The sequence below is a fragment of the Pseudoalteromonas sp. MB47 genome (genome assembly GCF_011319765.1).
Lineage (GTDB): Bacteria > Pseudomonadota > Gammaproteobacteria > Enterobacterales > Alteromonadaceae > Pseudoalteromonas > Pseudoalteromonas simplex.
Map to the genome: position 1 here is coordinate 231,815 of NZ_VFBD01000008.1, position 15,017 is coordinate 246,831.

A 15,017-nucleotide genomic window follows, 5' to 3' on the forward strand; every position below is an offset into this window, starting at 1 on the left:
TGAGGTTTCACAGGCTTTGAATAGCACGAGGAGAACACAATGTCACAAATGACGCTCACACAAAAACTTGCCACTTTACAACCCTTGGTCGATCTAAACTTATTTGAATCAAGTTTAGAGTACCGTAACCGCATCTTAAACTTACTTGCTGAGCAAGAACACTCACTGACTTTAATTAACAAAGAGTTTGGCAACGCTATGCCAGAAAGCTTTGGCTCAGAGAGAAAGTTTGTGTTGGGTTACAACTAACCTATGGTGATTTATTACCAACAAGATTTAAACTGGCAGCTAGTGCCACTTTTTACTTAAGTGAGCCATTAATACACAATTGATGGCTTTTTACGCACATTTATCCCCTCCATCACATTATTTGCGTTCAAATTCCCCATTCAGACGACAAACTTGATTGTTTCTAGCCAAAAATTTGATAAGTTAGAAAAGATTTATCCACATTTTTGGAGCTCTCATGCGTAAGACCTTAGTAGCAACTACGATTGCTAGTGTGCTTTTATTATCTGCTTGTAGTTCACAACAAGCCGACACTCAAACTCAAGTTGAAACTGCCGCTGAAACACAAACAGCTAATGTTGAAAACGTTCTTTTCAAGCCAAGCCCTTTACAATACATGGCCCCTGAGTTTGATAAAATTTCGACCAAAGATTACGAGCCAGCGTTTGAAGCAGGCATCGCACAGCAAAAAGCTGAAATTGCAAAGATTGCAAACAACCCAGAACCAGCAACATTTGAAAATACCCTTGTTGCTATGGAGTACTCTGGTGAGCTATTAGACCGTACGTCTGCGGCATTTTTTAATCTATCGGGTTTAATCTCTGACAGTGAGTACCAACGTATCGCCGCGAAAATGGCGCCGATTATGTCAGCTCACACAGATGATATTTACTTAAACAAAGCTTTATTTGCTCGCGTACAAAGCATTTACGACAACAAAGCGTCTTTAAATGCTGAAGATCAACGTCTTGTTGATTACTACTACAAAAAGTTCGTTAACGCAGGTGCAAAACTAACTGAAGCTGAAAAAGCAAAAATGCGTGAAATCAACGCAGAGCTTGCCAAGCTTTCAACTGAGTTTTCACAAAACATCTTAAAGTCATTCAAAGAAGATGTGATTTTAGTTAAAGATAAAAGTGAATTAGCGGGTTTATCTGAAGGTGAAATTGCAAGCCTTGCAGCTGCTGCCAAAAAAGCAGGTAAAGAAGGTTACATGATCACATTGGTGAACACGACTCGCCAACCTATCTTACAAAGCCTTGAAAACCGCAAGCTTCGTGAAAAGATTTGGACAACGTCTTCAACGCGTGCACAAGCAACAAACAGCCCTATCATCATCAAAGAAACTAAGCTACGTGCAGAAAAAGCGGCATTACTTGGTTATAAAGATTGGGCTTCGTATGTAATGACTAATCGTATGGCGCAAACAACTGAAAATGTTTACGGCATCCTTGATGACTTAGCACCGAAAGCGGTTGCTAAAGCAGAAGCAGAAGCAGAGCAAATCCAACAAGTAATCAAAAAGTCAGGTGAAACGTTTGCGCTTCAACCTTGGGACTGGGCGTTTTACGCTGAAAAAGTTCGCCAAGAGAAGTACGACTTAGACCCAGCTTTAGTTAAGCCTTACTTTGAAATGCAGTCAGTGATCCACGACGGTCTATTCTTTGCGATGAATAAACTTTACGGTATTACCTTTAAAGAGCGTAAAGACCTACCGGTTTATCACGAAGACGTCATGGTGTTTGAAGTATTTAACGAAGACGGTAGCGCTATTGGCCTATTCTACATGGACCCTTACGCACGTGAAGGTAAACGTGGTGGTGCCTGGATGAGTGCCTATGTTAGCCAAAGCGGTCTTAAAGACACTATGCCTGTGATCTACAACGCACAGAACATTCCTAAGCCAGCTGAAGGTCAACCTACACTTATGACTTTCTCTGAAGTAACGACTATGTTCCATGAGTTTGGTCACGCTGCACACGGTTTATTCTCTGACGTTAAATACCCAAGCTTAGCGGGTACAGCCACTGCTCGTGACTTTGTTGAATTCCCTTCACAAGCACACGAAGACTGGAATATTGAACCAACAGTACTGGCAAACTATGCCAAGCACTACAAAACAGGTGAGCCAATTCCAAAAGCGCTTTTAAATAAAGTACTTGAGTCACAAAAATTCAACCAAGGCTTTGATACAACTGAGTATTTAGCTGCGGCACTGCTTGATATGGAATGGCACTCATTTGGTGTTGATGCTGACGTTACAGACGTTCAAAAGTTTGAACATGATGCATTAGACAAGCACGGTATTGCTTACTACCCAGTACCACCACGTTATAAGTCTTGCTACTTCAGCCACACCTTTGCCGGTGGTTACTCAGCGGGTTATTACGCTTACCTTTGGACTGAAGTATTCGCAGCAGATGCGTTTGCACACATGACTGAAGAAGGTGGTTTAACACGTGAAAACGGTGATAATTTCCGTAAAGAGATTTTATCAAAAGGTAACAGCCGCGACTTAATGCAAAGCTACATTGAGTTCCGTGGTCAAAAACCAACAACAGACGCACTATTAAAGCGTCGTGGTTTAATTGAATAATCTAAAATTATTCGCAAAATGATGAAAGCCCGCAATTAATGCGGGCTTTTTGTTATAGTGCAATTTTTAAAATGACAAATTAATCAAACATGATCTACTTATTTGCTGTAACCCTGCTTTGGGCCTTTTCGTTTAGTCTTATTGGTGTCTATTTAGCAGGCCAAGTGGATGCATGGTTTAGTGTATTAATGCGTATTGGCTTGGCAACTTGCGTATTTTTGCCCTTTTTACACTGGCGTAAAACTCCTAAAGCCTTAGCCCTAAAGCTCATGGCAATTGGCGCAGTACAACTTGGTGTGATGTACAGCTTCTATTACCATTCGTTTTTGTACCTTAGCGTGCCCGAGGTACTGCTATTCACGGTAATGACGCCACTTTACATCACTTTGTTAAACGATTTGCTTGAAAAACGTTTTAATGCCAAGTTTTTATTCGCCGCATTACTGGCTATTTTAGGCGCCGTTGCTATTCGCTATGAAGGCGTCGATGAGAACTACCTTATTGGTATGTTAATGGTGCAGGCTGCCAATATTTGCTTTGCCACTGGGCAAGTAACCTACAAACGTTTAATGCAAGATGAGCAGCTCCCCCACTCTCGGGTGTTTGCTTGGTTCTTTATTGGCGCTTTAATTGTCGCGCTGATTTGTTACGGTTTATTTGGTGATACCAGTAAGCTACCCACCACAACGACACAATGGGGCGTGTTAATTTACTTAGGCACGATTGCTTCAGGGCTTGGTTATTTTGCTTGGAATAAGGGCGCGACCATCGTCAATGTAGGTGCCTTGGCTGTCATGAATAATCTACTGATCCCAGCAGGGATCATCGTTAACATTGTGATATGGAATCGTGATGCCGATATCATCAAGCTTGCCATCGGTGCAGCGATTATCTTATTAGCACTTATTATAAATCAGAAACTTAATAAAACTGCCATGGAGCAATGATAGGCTAAACTCTATTAGATTAGAGGAATGCTGTTATGCGCGCACTGGTTTTATGTTGTTTAGTTTTAATTATTCAAGGTTGTAAGAATCTGCCTGAGGAGCAGGCAGTGCAAGTGGGTGCTAGGCCTTACTATTTAATCGACAAGATGACAGATGGACCTTTAAAGCAGCAACTTGCGGCATGCGCTAATGGCCCTTTCTATAAAACTGATTTTGTAATTGGTCATCGGGGCGCCCCTATGCAGTTTCCTGAGCACAGCAAAGAGTCATATTTGGCTGCTGCAAGAATGGGCGCTAGCGTACTTGAATGTGACGTCGCCTTTACTAAAGACAAACAACTCGTGTGTCGCCATTCACAGTGCGATTTACACACCACTACCAACATTTTAGCGATTCCTGAGTTGGCTGCAAAATGCAGCCAACCTTTTACTCCGGCCAAAGACAGCCAACCAGCTCAGGCTAAATGCTGCACCAGCGATATCACCCAAGCTGAGTTTTTAACCTTAAAAGCTAAAATGGATGGCGCCAATGCAAATGCCAAAACCGTCGCAGAATATATGCAAGGTACACCAAGCTGGCGCACTGATTTATACGCAAACAGTGGCACTGTTATGACCCACCAGCAAAGCATTGAGTTATTCAAATCACTAGGTGTAAAAATGACACCCGAGCTAAAAAGCCCAGAAGTTAGCATGCCATTTAACGGTTTTAGCCAGCAAGATTATGCGCAAAAAATGCTTGATGAGTATCGGGATTTAGGTGTGAATAGCGATGATGTGTATCCGCAATCATTTAATCTTGAAGATGTGAAGTATTGGCTAAACAATCACCCTGAATTTGCGAGCAACAGTATTTATCTTGATGGCCGAGATGAGCAAGCAGACTTTGATGCGATGGATGAAACAACTTGGCAGCCATCAATGCAGGCTCTGTATGACGATGGAGTACGCATTATCGCACCGCCAATGTGGATGCTTTTAAGCCTTGATGAGTCAGGTAAAATCGTGCCATCGCTTTATGCTATTAAAGCTAAACAAGCCGGACTGAACATCATTACTTGGAGTTTAGAGCGCTCTGGTCCATTAAATAATGGCGGTGGTTATTATTACCAGTCGATTGCCCGTGTAATTAAACAAGATGGGCAAATGATGAAAGTGGTAGACGTCCTTGCTAAGCAAGTGGGTGTGATGGCTATTTTCTCTGACTGGCCTGCTACTCTTACCTATTACGCAAGCTGTATGCAGTATCCTGCCTCAGAGAGTTAACTGAGCATCAATAAATTTCAAGGGCTTTTACTCGTCCAAAAGGTGGGGCTGAGGTATTATTCGCTAAACCGTTTTTTACAAGGATAAACATGATTATTCAGCACCATAGCCACGACATAGCGACCAACACAGGCGCAATGCGCACCAGTATTTATCGCCCTGTAGAAGAAGGTAAATACCCGTGTATTATCTTCTACTCTGAGATTTTCCAAGAAACAGCACCAATTGCACGCTCTGCGGCAATACTTGCTGGTCATGGCTTTGTCGTGTTAGTGCCAGAAGTTTTTCATGAGTTAAATCCTATTGGGACAGTACTTGCCTATGATGATGCTGGTAAAGACAAAGGCAATGCCGACAAATGGGCAAAACCGCTTGAGAGCCATGACTCAGACACTGACGCTTTAATTGCATTTGCACGTCAGCAAGATTACTGCACAGGGAATGTAGGTGCCATGGGCGTATGTATTGGTGGTCACCTTGCATACCGTGCTGCATTAAACCCGAGTATCAAAGCCGCTTTTTGTTTATACGCAACAGATATACACAGCGATACCTTACCAGCGCAAGCGGGTAATAACTCATTTGAGCGCATGGCAGATATTAAAGGTGAAATTCATTTTGTTTGGGGTAAACAAGACCCTCATGTACCAAAAGAAGGCCGCCTTAAAATTTACCAACAAGCGGTGGCAACAGGCATTAATTACCAGTGGCAAGAAGTGAACGCCCAACATGCGTTTATGCGCGACGAAGGCGACCGATACGATCCAGCCCTTGCCATCAGCATGTATCAACAAGCCGTTGCTTTATTTAATCGCACACTTGTTTAAATCGTCATAGTGGCAACTTGATTAGTAAAATAATCCTTCAAGTAATCGAGTAAAATCCGCATTTTTTTACTTCCCGCCGCCCCTGGCGGGAATACGCCATAAAGTTCAATATCAGCAGTTTTGTAATCATCTAAGATTGTGCGTAACAATCCTGCTTTGATCCTTGGCAATGCATCATAAACTGGGATTTTCGCTAAGCCATGCCCAGCTTCTACAAAGGCAGTTCGTGCAGCAGCGTTATTGGTACTTATGCCACCACTAACTGCCACCTCAAAGCGGCGTTTCTCTTTTTCGAGCGTGACAACAGCACTACTTGGTTGATACACCACCCATGTATGCTCTGCTAAATCAGCAATGCTTTTTGGTATAGGGTATTTTGTAAAGTAATCGACTGAGCCACATAAGCAAGTTGCCATACTTGCAAGTTTAGTGGCTTGTAAGTTTGAGCTTTCAAGGGCCACGCCTCTAATCGCTAAGTCAAAGCCTTCTTTGATGATATCAACTACATCATCGCTAAGCTGTAAATCAATATCAATTTTAGGATACAAACGCTTAAACTGAGCCAGTGCCGGTACCACAAGTTGCAAACCAACATTCACCGGACAACTCAATTTTATTACCCCAACCGGTTCACTCTTTAAGTTCTCAAGGTGTAAGTTAGCAGCTTCAGCGTGCTCGGTGATAGCCTGACAACGTTCATAATAAGCCATACCTGCTTCGGTGAGGGTCATGGTACGCGTTGAGCGGTTAAGTAACGTGAGCTTTAATTGCTGTTCTAATTTCTTTAAGTGATAACTAACTACAGCCCTTGATAAACCAAGTTGTTGAGCCGCTTTAGTTAAGCTGCCTTGCTGCACAATGTGGGCAAATACCACCATACTTTTTAGCTGCTCAAACGATACTTTCATACAAACTCCTAACCGAACCTGAATCATTGTATCAATTATTAATCCAATGAAGTCAAATTTATCTGCGTTGTTTAATTCAACTCTCACCCCTATAGTGTTATCGACGATGTTTAATACACAAAAAGGGATTCACTATGTCAGCTAAGAAAATTTTAATGGTACTTACTTCACACGATCAGCTTGGCGATACAGGCCATAAAACGGGTTTTTGGGTCGAAGAGTTTGCAGCACCCTACTACGCCTTTATTGATGCTGGTGTAGAGGTAACTTTAGCCTCTGTTAAAGGTGGCCAACCTCCGGTTGATCCAAACAGTGCAGCCCCTGATGCGGCAACCGATGCCACAAAACGTTTTGAGCAAGACAGCGCAGCAAAAACTTTAATGGCTAATACTAAACCTCTTGCTGAAGTTAAAGCCGATGATTTTGATGCGGTATTTTACCCAGGTGGCCATGGTCCGTTATGGGATTTAGTTGATAACCAAGATTCGATTAGCTTAATTGAGCAATTTCTTAACTCAGATAAGCCAGTCGGTGCAGTATGTCACGCCAGTGCCGTATTACTGAATGCGAAAAATGCCGCTGGTAAATCTGTGGTATTTGATAAAAAAGTAACAGGCTTTAGTAATTCAGAAGAAGATGCCGTACAGCTTACCAATGTTGTGCCATTACTTGTTGAAGATGAATTAATCAAACAAGGTGGTCAGTATCAAAAAACTGATGATTGGGGCGAGCTAGCGATTGAAGATGGCCTACTAATCACTGGGCAAAACCCTGCAAGCTCAGAGCTGACTGCTAAAAAACTACTGACCAAATTAGGTTAGACTAGGTCAACATGCCCTAGACCTTTAGTAAACACCTTGCATATCAAGGTGTTTACCTTCACTTTTAATAAGTTATACTCATTCGGTCACATTGATTTAAGAGCTGCCCATCATGACTGAAAAAAAAACTGTCAAAATTCCTCCTATCAGTAGTAAGCGATTCGCAATTTTCGGCATTATGCTGGTGTGCTTGGTACTGCAAATAATTAATACCCTACCCGGCATAAACTTAAACGGTTTAGGTATATTACCAAGGCAGATGTCTGGTTTATCAGGGGTATTTTTTGCGCCATTTTTACATGGTGGCTGGGCACACCTTTTTAGTAACCTAGTGCCATTTGCTATTCTCGGCTGGCTAGTTTGCCAATTTAGCGTAAAACGCTTTTGGCTGGTGTTTGCAGGCACAGCGCTCGTTGGTGGGTTATTAGTATGGCTATTTGGCCGCAGCAATATTCATGTAGGCCTAAGTGGTGTTATCTACGGTTTATGGGGCTATTTAATTAGCTACGGCATTATGCACCGCTCATTCAAAGCCATTTTAATCAGTATTGCAGTTGTTGTATTATACAGCGGCCTGATTTGGGGTGTCTTCCCGCAGCGCATTCATATTTCATTCGAAAGCCATTTATTCGGCGCAATTAGCGGCGCACTAATCGGCTATATTATGGCAAAGCGTGATAAACAAAAGAGCCCTAAGCTTTAAACTGACAGCTGAAAGCTGAAAGCTGAAAGCTATAAGTTAGTCTCTTAATTTCATTGTCACCATCACAACGCCATGGTCGGTACTTTGATCATCATAGGCAAACTGTGGGTTGATTAAGTGCTGATCATAGGTGTGATAATCAACTACCTCAAAAAAGCTGCTCTGAAACCCGGCATCAAACTCACGGGATAACAAAATATAATCAAATACTGAGCTGCTACTACCAAAATAGTGGGTGGCCTCTCTTTCGTTCTCAGTGACAACATGGCGCTGATAGAGTTGCCAACTATCTTGTAGTTTGAACTCTGAACGAGGTGGGCTATTTTGCCTAAGACCGCTAAAACGAAGGTGGTCAGCGATTAAATGGTTAAGCACACCATCGTGTAACTCATTATTAAAGTCCCCCATCACAATCACAGGGTTATTGGTGTGCGCTCTGCGCTTAATAATTTCAACGAGTAACAGCGCTGCTTCACTGCCACGCTGCATACTTGATGCCCAGCGCCCAAGGGCTTGCGATTTTAACTGCATAACTAAGTTTTGCTGTTCGCTTTGGCTTTCATCATCTTGGTGATGGAGCATGCTGCGCTTAGATTTAAAGTGCACTACATAGCAATCGACGTGTCCTAAGTGAGGTACTTCAAGTGTTGCGCGAATAATACTGCGGCTAAAGTTAAAATTATCGCTCAAGCCCATCGCTAAAATATCATCTTGCTCTGCCTCAACCTGACTGACAGCAACAATTTTAAAGCGTGAGGCAATGGCCACAACCGGATCGCGATAAATAAAGTCATCAATCACCGTTGGCTCATCAACGACTGCAAAATAAGGGTAACCCTCTGCGTTAACTTGATGTTTTAGTTCATTGATACTGAACACTTCTTGAAAGCCAATAATGTCTGGCTGCTGATTTTTAAGGTAATCGGCCAGCCAGCGCTGCTTTTTGGTCCATTGCTCAGCGCTATAAATGCGCTGAAAATCATAAAAGGCGTCAGGTGGCGCTAAATAATTATATAAATTAAATGTCGCCACCTTTAATTGGCTGTTTTTTATCACTTAATTCCTTATTCGTGTAACCACTCAGAGGCAATAATCGGGTCTTCAAAGTATTTCACTTCGCCACTGATAAACCAGTTACCCACTTTGCTTGCCACTTGTTGCCAGTGTTTGTTACCAACTACTGCTATACGGCAAAACTCTTTGTTGTGTTTAAGGCCTAGCTTAAAATCATCCCACGCGGCTTGTAACTCCCAGCCTTCTAGTTCAGTAATATCAACATAGGCTCTTATTTTTGCACTCGGAACTGCCGCTACAGCATTATCTATAAGCGGAGTGAGAGTTTTATAATCCTCGTGGGTAAGCTTCCCAACAATTTTCATTGTGAGATAAAAAGTCGTGCCAGTGCGCTCAAGGCCAATGGCTAAACCATGCTTTTTCATGTCATCCTCCTTGTTATTCATAATTAATAACTGTACTTCCCTTGCTCTATCTGATCAACTAGGATGGTAGTCTCGTAATGACATTCATTAAAGCACAATTTAGGAGTTTCAATGAGTAATACCGACAGTTATACGCCACCTAAAGTGTGGCAATGGGATGCAGAAAACGGTGGTGAATGGGCGAAGACAAATCGTCCGGTCTCAGGTGCAACCCACGAGCAAGACTTGCCCGTTGGTAAACATGACCTACAACTCTACTCGCTTGCGACACCAAACGGCCAAAAAGTCACTATCATGCTCGAAGAGCTATTAGAGCTTGGTATTGATGAAGCCGACTACGATGCATTTTTAATTAAAATTGGCGATGGTGACCAATTTTCTTCAGGGTTTGTCAGTGTTAACCCTAATTCAAAAATCCCAGCCTTAATGGATCACAGTACCACACCCGTTACTCGCGTGTTCGAGTCAGGTGCAATTTTACAATACCTGGCAGAAAAGTTTGATGCGCTGATCCCAAGCGATCACGCCAGTAAAACAGAATGTCGTAATTGGCTGTTTTGGCAAATGGGCTCTGCCCCCTACTTAGGCGGAGGCTTCGGTCACTTTTATAGTTATGCACCATTTAAAATGCAGTACCCAATTGATCGCTTCACCATGGAAGTAAAACGCCAGCTAGACGTATTAAACCGTCATTTAAGCGACCATGACTATATGGCTGGTAGCGAATATTCAATTGCCGATATCGCTATTTGGCCTTGGTATGGCAGCTTGGTACTTGGCAATTTATACGATGCGGCAGAGTTCTTAGATGTTGAGTCATACAGCCATGTGATGCGCTGGGCAAAACAAATTGAGCGCCGCCCTGCTGTAAAACGAGGTCGTAGAGTCAATAGAACTTGGGGTGATGAAGCTGAGCAGTTAGCAGAGCGCCACTCTAAGGAAGATTTTTAAGGGCTTAACGGCCCTTTTTCATAAAAATAAAAAGTATGAAAAAGCTCAGTAAAGAAGATATCTATCAACGTCTTAGCAATACCGAAGATGCCCGTGCCTGTAAAGCGATTGATGAAACTGCTTGTAAAGTGGTGCCCGGCAATTTTATTACTTTATTAGTGAGCCAACTATTTAGTAAGTTTGCAGATGCCCTGCTAAACCCTAAAGTGACTCTGCCTTGGCTACTGCAAAGCATTAATGTACCAAGTAGTTTTATTGCTTGGCTTGTGCCTATTCGTGAGTCAGGCTCAATGTTGCCACAACTGGCCATCGCCAGTGCTATTCGTAGGCTGCCTGTTAGAAAGTGGGTTTGGGTGATTGGCGCCATAGTGCAAGCTTTGTGTATTGTAGGCATGCTTATTTGTGCTTTAACACTTCAAGGTGCAACAGCAGGTTTTGCTATCATCGCGATTTTGATTATCTTTAGCCTTGCTCGTGGCTTTAATTCCATTGCTGCAAAAGATGTATTAGGCAAGGTCATACCTAAACAACAACGAGGCAGTATTAGCGGTCTTGCTGCGAGTTTTGCCGGATTTGCAACGCTCACCTTTGGTCTTGGTTTATGGTATCTACAAAGTCTTGGCTATGAAAATGGGGTGTATGTTGCTTTAATGCTGGCCGCTTTAATGTGGCTGTTTGCAGCGCTCAGCTATAGTCGCATTCAAGAATACAAGGGCGCAACCGAGGGCGCTGAAAACGGCTTTTTGCATGCTTTGTCAAAATTAAAACTGCTTTACCAAGATAAACAATTTGCTCACTTTATTATCACTCGTGCGTTGTTGCTATGTTCTGCTTTGAGCGCCCCGTTTTATATCGTTCTTGCTAGTGAACAGGCTTTCGACTTTTCACTACTTGCTACGTTTATGGCGCTTTCTGGGCTTGCCAGCTTAGTCTCTGCGCCTATCTGGGGTCGACTAAGTGACTTATCGAGCCGCAAGGTATTAGTGTTTGCTGCAATGCTCGTCACCCTCAACGGTTTCGCCGTTTATTTAGTTGCTTATCTGAGCCCACAAACGCTCAATGAGTTTTGGCTATTACCACTCTGTTATTTTTTACTCACCGTAGCTCATCAAGGGGTTCGCCTTGGTCGTAAAACCTACCTTGTTGATATGGCTGAAGGAAACAAGCGCACTGACTATGTCTCTGTTAGTAATACGGTGATCGGAGTTATATTATTACTGCTAGGTAGCGTCGGCTTACTAAATACCTACTTAACGACTGCTGAGTTAATTTTTTTCTACAGTATCTTAGGCTTACTTGGTGCAATTAGTGCGTGGTTTTTACCCGATGCCTAGACCCTCGGGTAAAAAAAGCGCATAATCGCGCTGATTTTATTTCCAAAAAGGACTTACTATGAAAAAGGCAGCGCTTGCACTTTTTACCCTACTAACACTTTCTGCTTGTAGCACCAGTGTGCCTATTCGTAACTTTGACGCAAACCCTGTACCGCAAATGGCGTCTGGCCAACATGACCTTGAAAGTATCAAAACCAATATTTTAAAAGCATGTATGAAACTAGGCTGGACGTGTCGTTCAAATGCCGAAGGTCAAATTTTAGGTAAACTTGATATTCGTAAACACCAATTACGCGTTGATATAACGTTTAACGAGCAAGAATACTCTATTGATTACAAAGATTCGATAAACCTTGATTACAATGGCAAAAAAATCCACCGCCAATATATCAATTGGGTTACCAACTTAATGCGCAATATTGATGCTGAATTAGCCTATAAATAAAATTGACGCAGAATCAGGTATTAAAAAAGGCGACCTAGGTCGCCTTTTCTTTGCTAATTCTAGTTTTTCAAGTTCTTATCGAAGAACTCTAAAAAGGCTTTCAACGTTTTAATTCTGTATGGCTGGTGCGATAAGTAATGATCGCCATCTTCAAGCTCAATGTAAGTAACATCTTTACCTTCGTCTTTAAGTTCATCATCCATTTCACGGCTATGATAAACAGGCACTACATTATCATCAGAGCCATGAACCAACAGCACCGGACGATTAATTTGCTTTGCAAAATTAACAGGCGACACCTTTTCAAGTTTATCGCCATCAGTTCCAAATTGCTTACGCACAATTTCTTTATTAGTGAAATAACGCGCTTTACTAACAATACGCTCAAGATCAGTAACGCCTGCAAAGCTTGCTGCACATTTGAATGTTTCTGGGTGTTTAACCACCGCCATTAATGCAGCATAACCACCATAACTTGCCCCGCCAATACAGATTTTATCTTTATTAGCGATACCTTCCTCAACAAGCCAATTCGCCGCATCTTGCAAGTCATCTTGCATTTCTTTACCAAAACCTTGAACTGCAGCCATCTCAAATTCATGGCCATAGCCACTAGAACCACGGAAGTTTGGTTGCAGTACTGCATAACCATTATAAGCAAGTAATGCAGTCCAATAGTCAAAACCAGCGTAATCACGAGCCATAGGACCACCATGCGGGAACACAATAGTGGGTAATTTATCGCCTTCTTTGTAACCCACAGGTAAAGTTAAATACCCTTCAATAGTTAAACCATCACGGGCTTTATAACTGATTCTCTTTTTACCGCTATAAACAGTTTCATTTACATCTGGAAATGCGCTTGCAAATACCGTTAGCTCACTTGTATCACGGTTCCCTAACATGTATGTTCCAGCACTATCGTCGCTTGTTAAATAAAGCACATATTGGCGTTGGTCTTTACTGGTATCAATTATATCAATATCAAATTTATCTTTTGGTAAAACAGCGCGTAAACCTGTATAGAGCTTATTTAAATCTTCATTCCAGTAACGGATCCCTTCATCTAATTGAGAGTGTGTAAAGCCTGCTACTTCACCTGTAAGTGGTGAGTAGAAAATATGACCGTCGAAGTCATAATTATCATCGCTGAACACTAACTCTTTTTTCATGGTCGTTAGGTCCATTTTATAAAGCGCATCATAGCCATCTTTAAGAGCTTTGAAATAAAGAATATTAGGGTCTTTATCGAAGCCCAAAACAGTCACTACATCAGGGGTAAATGCTTTATATTTAAATAACGTTTTACGGTTATCTCTATCTTCATCGTAAAGAATATATTCGAATTCGTCTTCATCCATTTTAAGGGCAATACGCACATTACCTTGGCGGTCTGCTGTCCAATCAATCACTTTACTGCGTGAGCGCTGAATTTTTTTCTTACGAAGTGTACTTAAATTAAGTTCATACACGCCAGGGGCATTGGCAACATCAAAGTCACCTTGAACTAAAATTTTATCTTTTTGATCGGGTAAAAAGCTGATGACCTGATCACCAAATTGCGGTTGGCGTTCATTACGATTAAAGTTAGGCTTTATAGCCAGTTTCGCTTTTCCATCACCACCAATGTTATACGCATATAAACGCGTAGATGTATATTTAGGGCCGCCAAATTGACGTTGAATATAGCGTGCACCTAAAAGCAGTACTTCATCATTTGCCCATTCATACCAATCGAAGAAGATAGTGTGATTATCTGAACGAATAACAGCATCTGCTTCTTTAGTTTTGCGGTTATAAACCATTAAAACCAACTCACCATTCACATTTCGAATAAACGATATGTGTTCACCACTAGGCGAAAATTTTACTTGGCTAAAAGCGCGTAAAGAGGCGAATGATTCTACAGGGAGTTGCGTGTTTTCAGCAGCACGGGGCATTAAGCTCAGCACTGCAAAAAATGTAAGCAGTAAGTACTTCATAGTAAAGTCCATTTTTTTATTGTTCCGACAATATTAACATTAAATTACAAAAAAAGACTAACTCAAAAAAACTTAGGCATATCTTTCATTCGCTTAAAACGAACATAACACTCGATTAATAGCATTATTAATTTATTTTTTTGATAATTATAATGGCTGCACTACTTCAGTTTTCTTAGGTGACATGATGAAAAAAGTACTTGTGTTAAATTCATCTTTAAATGGTGAACAAGGTAATTCAACCAAACTTAGCCAACAATTTGTTGAGCAACTTGCTAACAACCAACAAATTTCAGTAACAACGCGCGATTTAAGCGACAATGCGATTGCTCACTTAACGCAGACAGAAATGGCTGCTTGGATGACTGATGCAAACGAGCGTAGCGATGAGCAAAAAGCACTTGCTGCAATTTCTGACGATTTAATTGCTGAACTTAACGATAACGAACTGATTGTTATTGGTATGCCAATGTACAACTTTGGAATTCCATCAACATTCAAAGCTTGGATTGATCGTATTGCTCGTGCTGGTATTACGTTTAAATACACTGAGCAAGGCCCTGTAGGTTTAATTGCAAACAAGAAAGTGGTGGTACTTGCAGCACGTGGTGGTTTGTACCAAGGCACTGACATGGATACACAAACTAAATACTTAAAAGATGTACTTGGTTTTGTGGGTATGACTGACGTTGATTTTATTTATGCCGAAGGTCTTGCGATGCCGGGTGCAGAGCAAAGCTTAGAAGCAGCACAAAACGAAATAAAGACTTTTGCTGCAGCACTGTAATTA

The 15,017-nt window shown here is 41.7% G+C and carries 15 protein-coding genes; 11 read left to right on the forward strand and 4 right to left on the reverse strand.

Annotated elements, in window-relative coordinates; translation table 11 throughout:
- Positions 1-39 precede the first annotated feature (39 nt).
- The 5 genes from IMPJCBKJ_RS05120 (at position 40) to IMPJCBKJ_RS05140 (ending at position 5,644) form a co-directional block, all read left to right on the forward strand.
- Positions 40-249, forward strand: a complete 210-nt coding sequence (locus tag IMPJCBKJ_RS05120; protein ID WP_054551796.1) for a hypothetical protein — start codon at positions 40-42, stop codon at positions 247-249.
- Between the two features lie 217 nt (positions 250-466).
- On the forward strand, positions 467-2,605 hold the full coding sequence (locus tag IMPJCBKJ_RS05125; protein ID WP_166339067.1) for a M3 family metallopeptidase: 2,139 nt from the start codon (positions 467-469) through the stop codon (positions 2,603-2,605).
- A gap of 89 nt (positions 2,606-2,694) precedes the next feature.
- Positions 2,695-3,552, forward strand: coding sequence for a carboxylate/amino acid/amine transporter (locus IMPJCBKJ_RS05130; RefSeq protein ID WP_166339069.1), 858 nt, complete (start codon positions 2,695-2,697; stop codon positions 3,550-3,552).
- A 35-nt stretch (positions 3,553-3,587) separates the two neighbouring features.
- The gene (locus IMPJCBKJ_RS05135; RefSeq protein ID WP_166339071.1) at positions 3,588-4,817 is read left to right on the forward strand and encodes a glycerophosphodiester phosphodiesterase family protein; all 1,230 of its coding nucleotides are present in this window, start codon (positions 3,588-3,590) and stop codon (positions 4,815-4,817) included.
- A gap of 89 nt (positions 4,818-4,906) precedes the next feature.
- Positions 4,907-5,644, forward strand: coding sequence for a dienelactone hydrolase family protein (locus IMPJCBKJ_RS05140; protein ID WP_166339073.1), 738 nt, complete (start codon positions 4,907-4,909; stop codon positions 5,642-5,644).
- Here IMPJCBKJ_RS05140 and IMPJCBKJ_RS05145 read toward each other — a convergent pair.
- Positions 5,641-6,552, reverse strand: coding sequence for a LysR family transcriptional regulator (locus tag IMPJCBKJ_RS05145; RefSeq protein WP_166339075.1), 912 nt, complete (start codon positions 6,550-6,552; stop codon positions 5,641-5,643). The genes IMPJCBKJ_RS05140 and IMPJCBKJ_RS05145 overlap by 4 nt on opposite strands.
- Before the next feature lie 134 nt (positions 6,553-6,686).
- Here IMPJCBKJ_RS05145 and IMPJCBKJ_RS05150 point away from each other — a divergent pair, with 134 nt between their 5' ends.
- Positions 6,687-7,373 carry a type 1 glutamine amidotransferase domain-containing protein gene (locus tag IMPJCBKJ_RS05150; RefSeq protein WP_166339077.1) on the forward strand — a complete coding sequence of 229 codons (687 nt, stop codon included), beginning with the start codon at positions 6,687-6,689 and terminating at the stop codon, positions 7,371-7,373.
- Positions 7,374-7,485: 112 nt separating this feature from the next.
- Positions 7,486-8,076, forward strand: a complete 591-nt coding sequence (locus IMPJCBKJ_RS05155; protein WP_166339079.1) for a rhomboid family intramembrane serine protease — start codon at positions 7,486-7,488, stop codon at positions 8,074-8,076.
- Positions 8,077-8,112: 36 nt separating this feature from the next.
- Here IMPJCBKJ_RS05155 and IMPJCBKJ_RS05160 read toward each other — a convergent pair whose 3' ends face one another.
- Positions 8,113-9,132, reverse strand: a complete 1,020-nt coding sequence (locus IMPJCBKJ_RS05160) for an endonuclease/exonuclease/phosphatase family protein (RefSeq protein WP_346774152.1) — start codon at positions 9,130-9,132, stop codon at positions 8,113-8,115.
- An 8-nt stretch (positions 9,133-9,140) separates the two neighbouring features.
- Positions 9,141-9,515, reverse strand: coding sequence for an STAS/SEC14 domain-containing protein (locus IMPJCBKJ_RS05165; protein ID WP_054551805.1), 375 nt, complete (start codon positions 9,513-9,515; stop codon positions 9,141-9,143).
- Between the two features lie 111 nt (positions 9,516-9,626).
- Between IMPJCBKJ_RS05165 and yghU the strand changes: the two genes are divergently transcribed.
- Genes yghU through IMPJCBKJ_RS05180 form a run of 3 tightly spaced genes read left to right on the forward strand, consistent with a single transcriptional unit; the run spans position 9,627 to position 12,245 of the window.
- Positions 9,627-10,466 carry a glutathione-dependent disulfide-bond oxidoreductase gene (gene yghU / locus IMPJCBKJ_RS05170; RefSeq protein WP_054551806.1) on the forward strand — a complete coding sequence of 280 codons (840 nt, stop codon included), beginning with the start codon at positions 9,627-9,629 and terminating at the stop codon, positions 10,464-10,466.
- 35 nt (positions 10,467-10,501) lie between these two features.
- A complete protein-coding gene (locus IMPJCBKJ_RS05175) occupies positions 10,502-11,800 on the forward strand; it encodes an MFS transporter (protein WP_166339081.1) in 1,299 nt (432 codons plus the stop codon).
- 58 nt (positions 11,801-11,858) lie between these two features.
- A complete protein-coding gene (locus IMPJCBKJ_RS05180) occupies positions 11,859-12,245 on the forward strand; it encodes a hypothetical protein (protein WP_054551808.1) in 387 nt (128 codons plus the stop codon).
- Positions 12,246-12,304: 59 nt separating this feature from the next.
- On the opposite strand, the gene IMPJCBKJ_RS05185 is transcribed toward IMPJCBKJ_RS05180, so the two are convergent.
- A complete protein-coding gene (locus IMPJCBKJ_RS05185; RefSeq protein WP_166339083.1) occupies positions 12,305-14,227 on the reverse strand; it encodes a S9 family peptidase in 1,923 nt (640 codons plus the stop codon).
- Between the two features lie 187 nt (positions 14,228-14,414).
- On the opposite strand from IMPJCBKJ_RS05185, the gene IMPJCBKJ_RS05190 reads away from it, so the two are divergent.
- Entirely contained in the window at positions 14,415-15,014 is a 600-nt protein-coding gene (locus IMPJCBKJ_RS05190) for an NAD(P)H-dependent oxidoreductase (RefSeq protein WP_166339085.1), read from the forward strand.
- Positions 15,015-15,017: the final 3 nt, after the last annotated feature.

Bases quoted from the DNA above. Each gene is read 5' to 3' on its own strand.
- IMPJCBKJ_RS05120 (WP_054551796.1), top strand. From the start codon at position 40: ATGTCACAAATGACGCTCACACAAAAACTTGCCACTTTACAACCCTTG.
- IMPJCBKJ_RS05125 (WP_166339067.1), top strand. From the start codon at position 467: ATGCGTAAGACCTTAGTAGCAACTACGATTGCTAGTGTGCTTTTATTA.
- IMPJCBKJ_RS05130 (WP_166339069.1), top strand. From the start codon at position 2,695: ATGATCTACTTATTTGCTGTAACCCTGCTTTGGGCCTTTTCGTTTAGT.
- IMPJCBKJ_RS05135 (WP_166339071.1), top strand. From the start codon at position 3,588: ATGCGCGCACTGGTTTTATGTTGTTTAGTTTTAATTATTCAAGGTTGT.
- IMPJCBKJ_RS05140 (WP_166339073.1), top strand. From the start codon at position 4,907: ATGATTATTCAGCACCATAGCCACGACATAGCGACCAACACAGGCGCA.
- IMPJCBKJ_RS05145 (WP_166339075.1), bottom strand. From the start codon at position 6,552: ATGAAAGTATCGTTTGAGCAGCTAAAAAGTATGGTGGTATTTGCCCAC.
- IMPJCBKJ_RS05150 (WP_166339077.1), top strand. From the start codon at position 6,687: ATGTCAGCTAAGAAAATTTTAATGGTACTTACTTCACACGATCAGCTT.
- IMPJCBKJ_RS05155 (WP_166339079.1), top strand. From the start codon at position 7,486: ATGACTGAAAAAAAAACTGTCAAAATTCCTCCTATCAGTAGTAAGCGA.
- IMPJCBKJ_RS05165 (WP_054551805.1), bottom strand. From the start codon at position 9,515: ATGAAAAAGCATGGTTTAGCCATTGGCCTTGAGCGCACTGGCACGACT.
- yghU (WP_054551806.1), top strand. From the start codon at position 9,627: ATGAGTAATACCGACAGTTATACGCCACCTAAAGTGTGGCAATGGGAT.
- IMPJCBKJ_RS05175 (WP_166339081.1), top strand. From the start codon at position 10,502: ATGAAAAAGCTCAGTAAAGAAGATATCTATCAACGTCTTAGCAATACC.
- IMPJCBKJ_RS05180 (WP_054551808.1), top strand. From the start codon at position 11,859: ATGAAAAAGGCAGCGCTTGCACTTTTTACCCTACTAACACTTTCTGCT.
- IMPJCBKJ_RS05185 (WP_166339083.1), bottom strand. From the start codon at position 14,227: ATGAAGTACTTACTGCTTACATTTTTTGCAGTGCTGAGCTTAATGCCC.
- IMPJCBKJ_RS05190 (WP_166339085.1), top strand. From the start codon at position 14,415: ATGAAAAAAGTACTTGTGTTAAATTCATCTTTAAATGGTGAACAAGGT.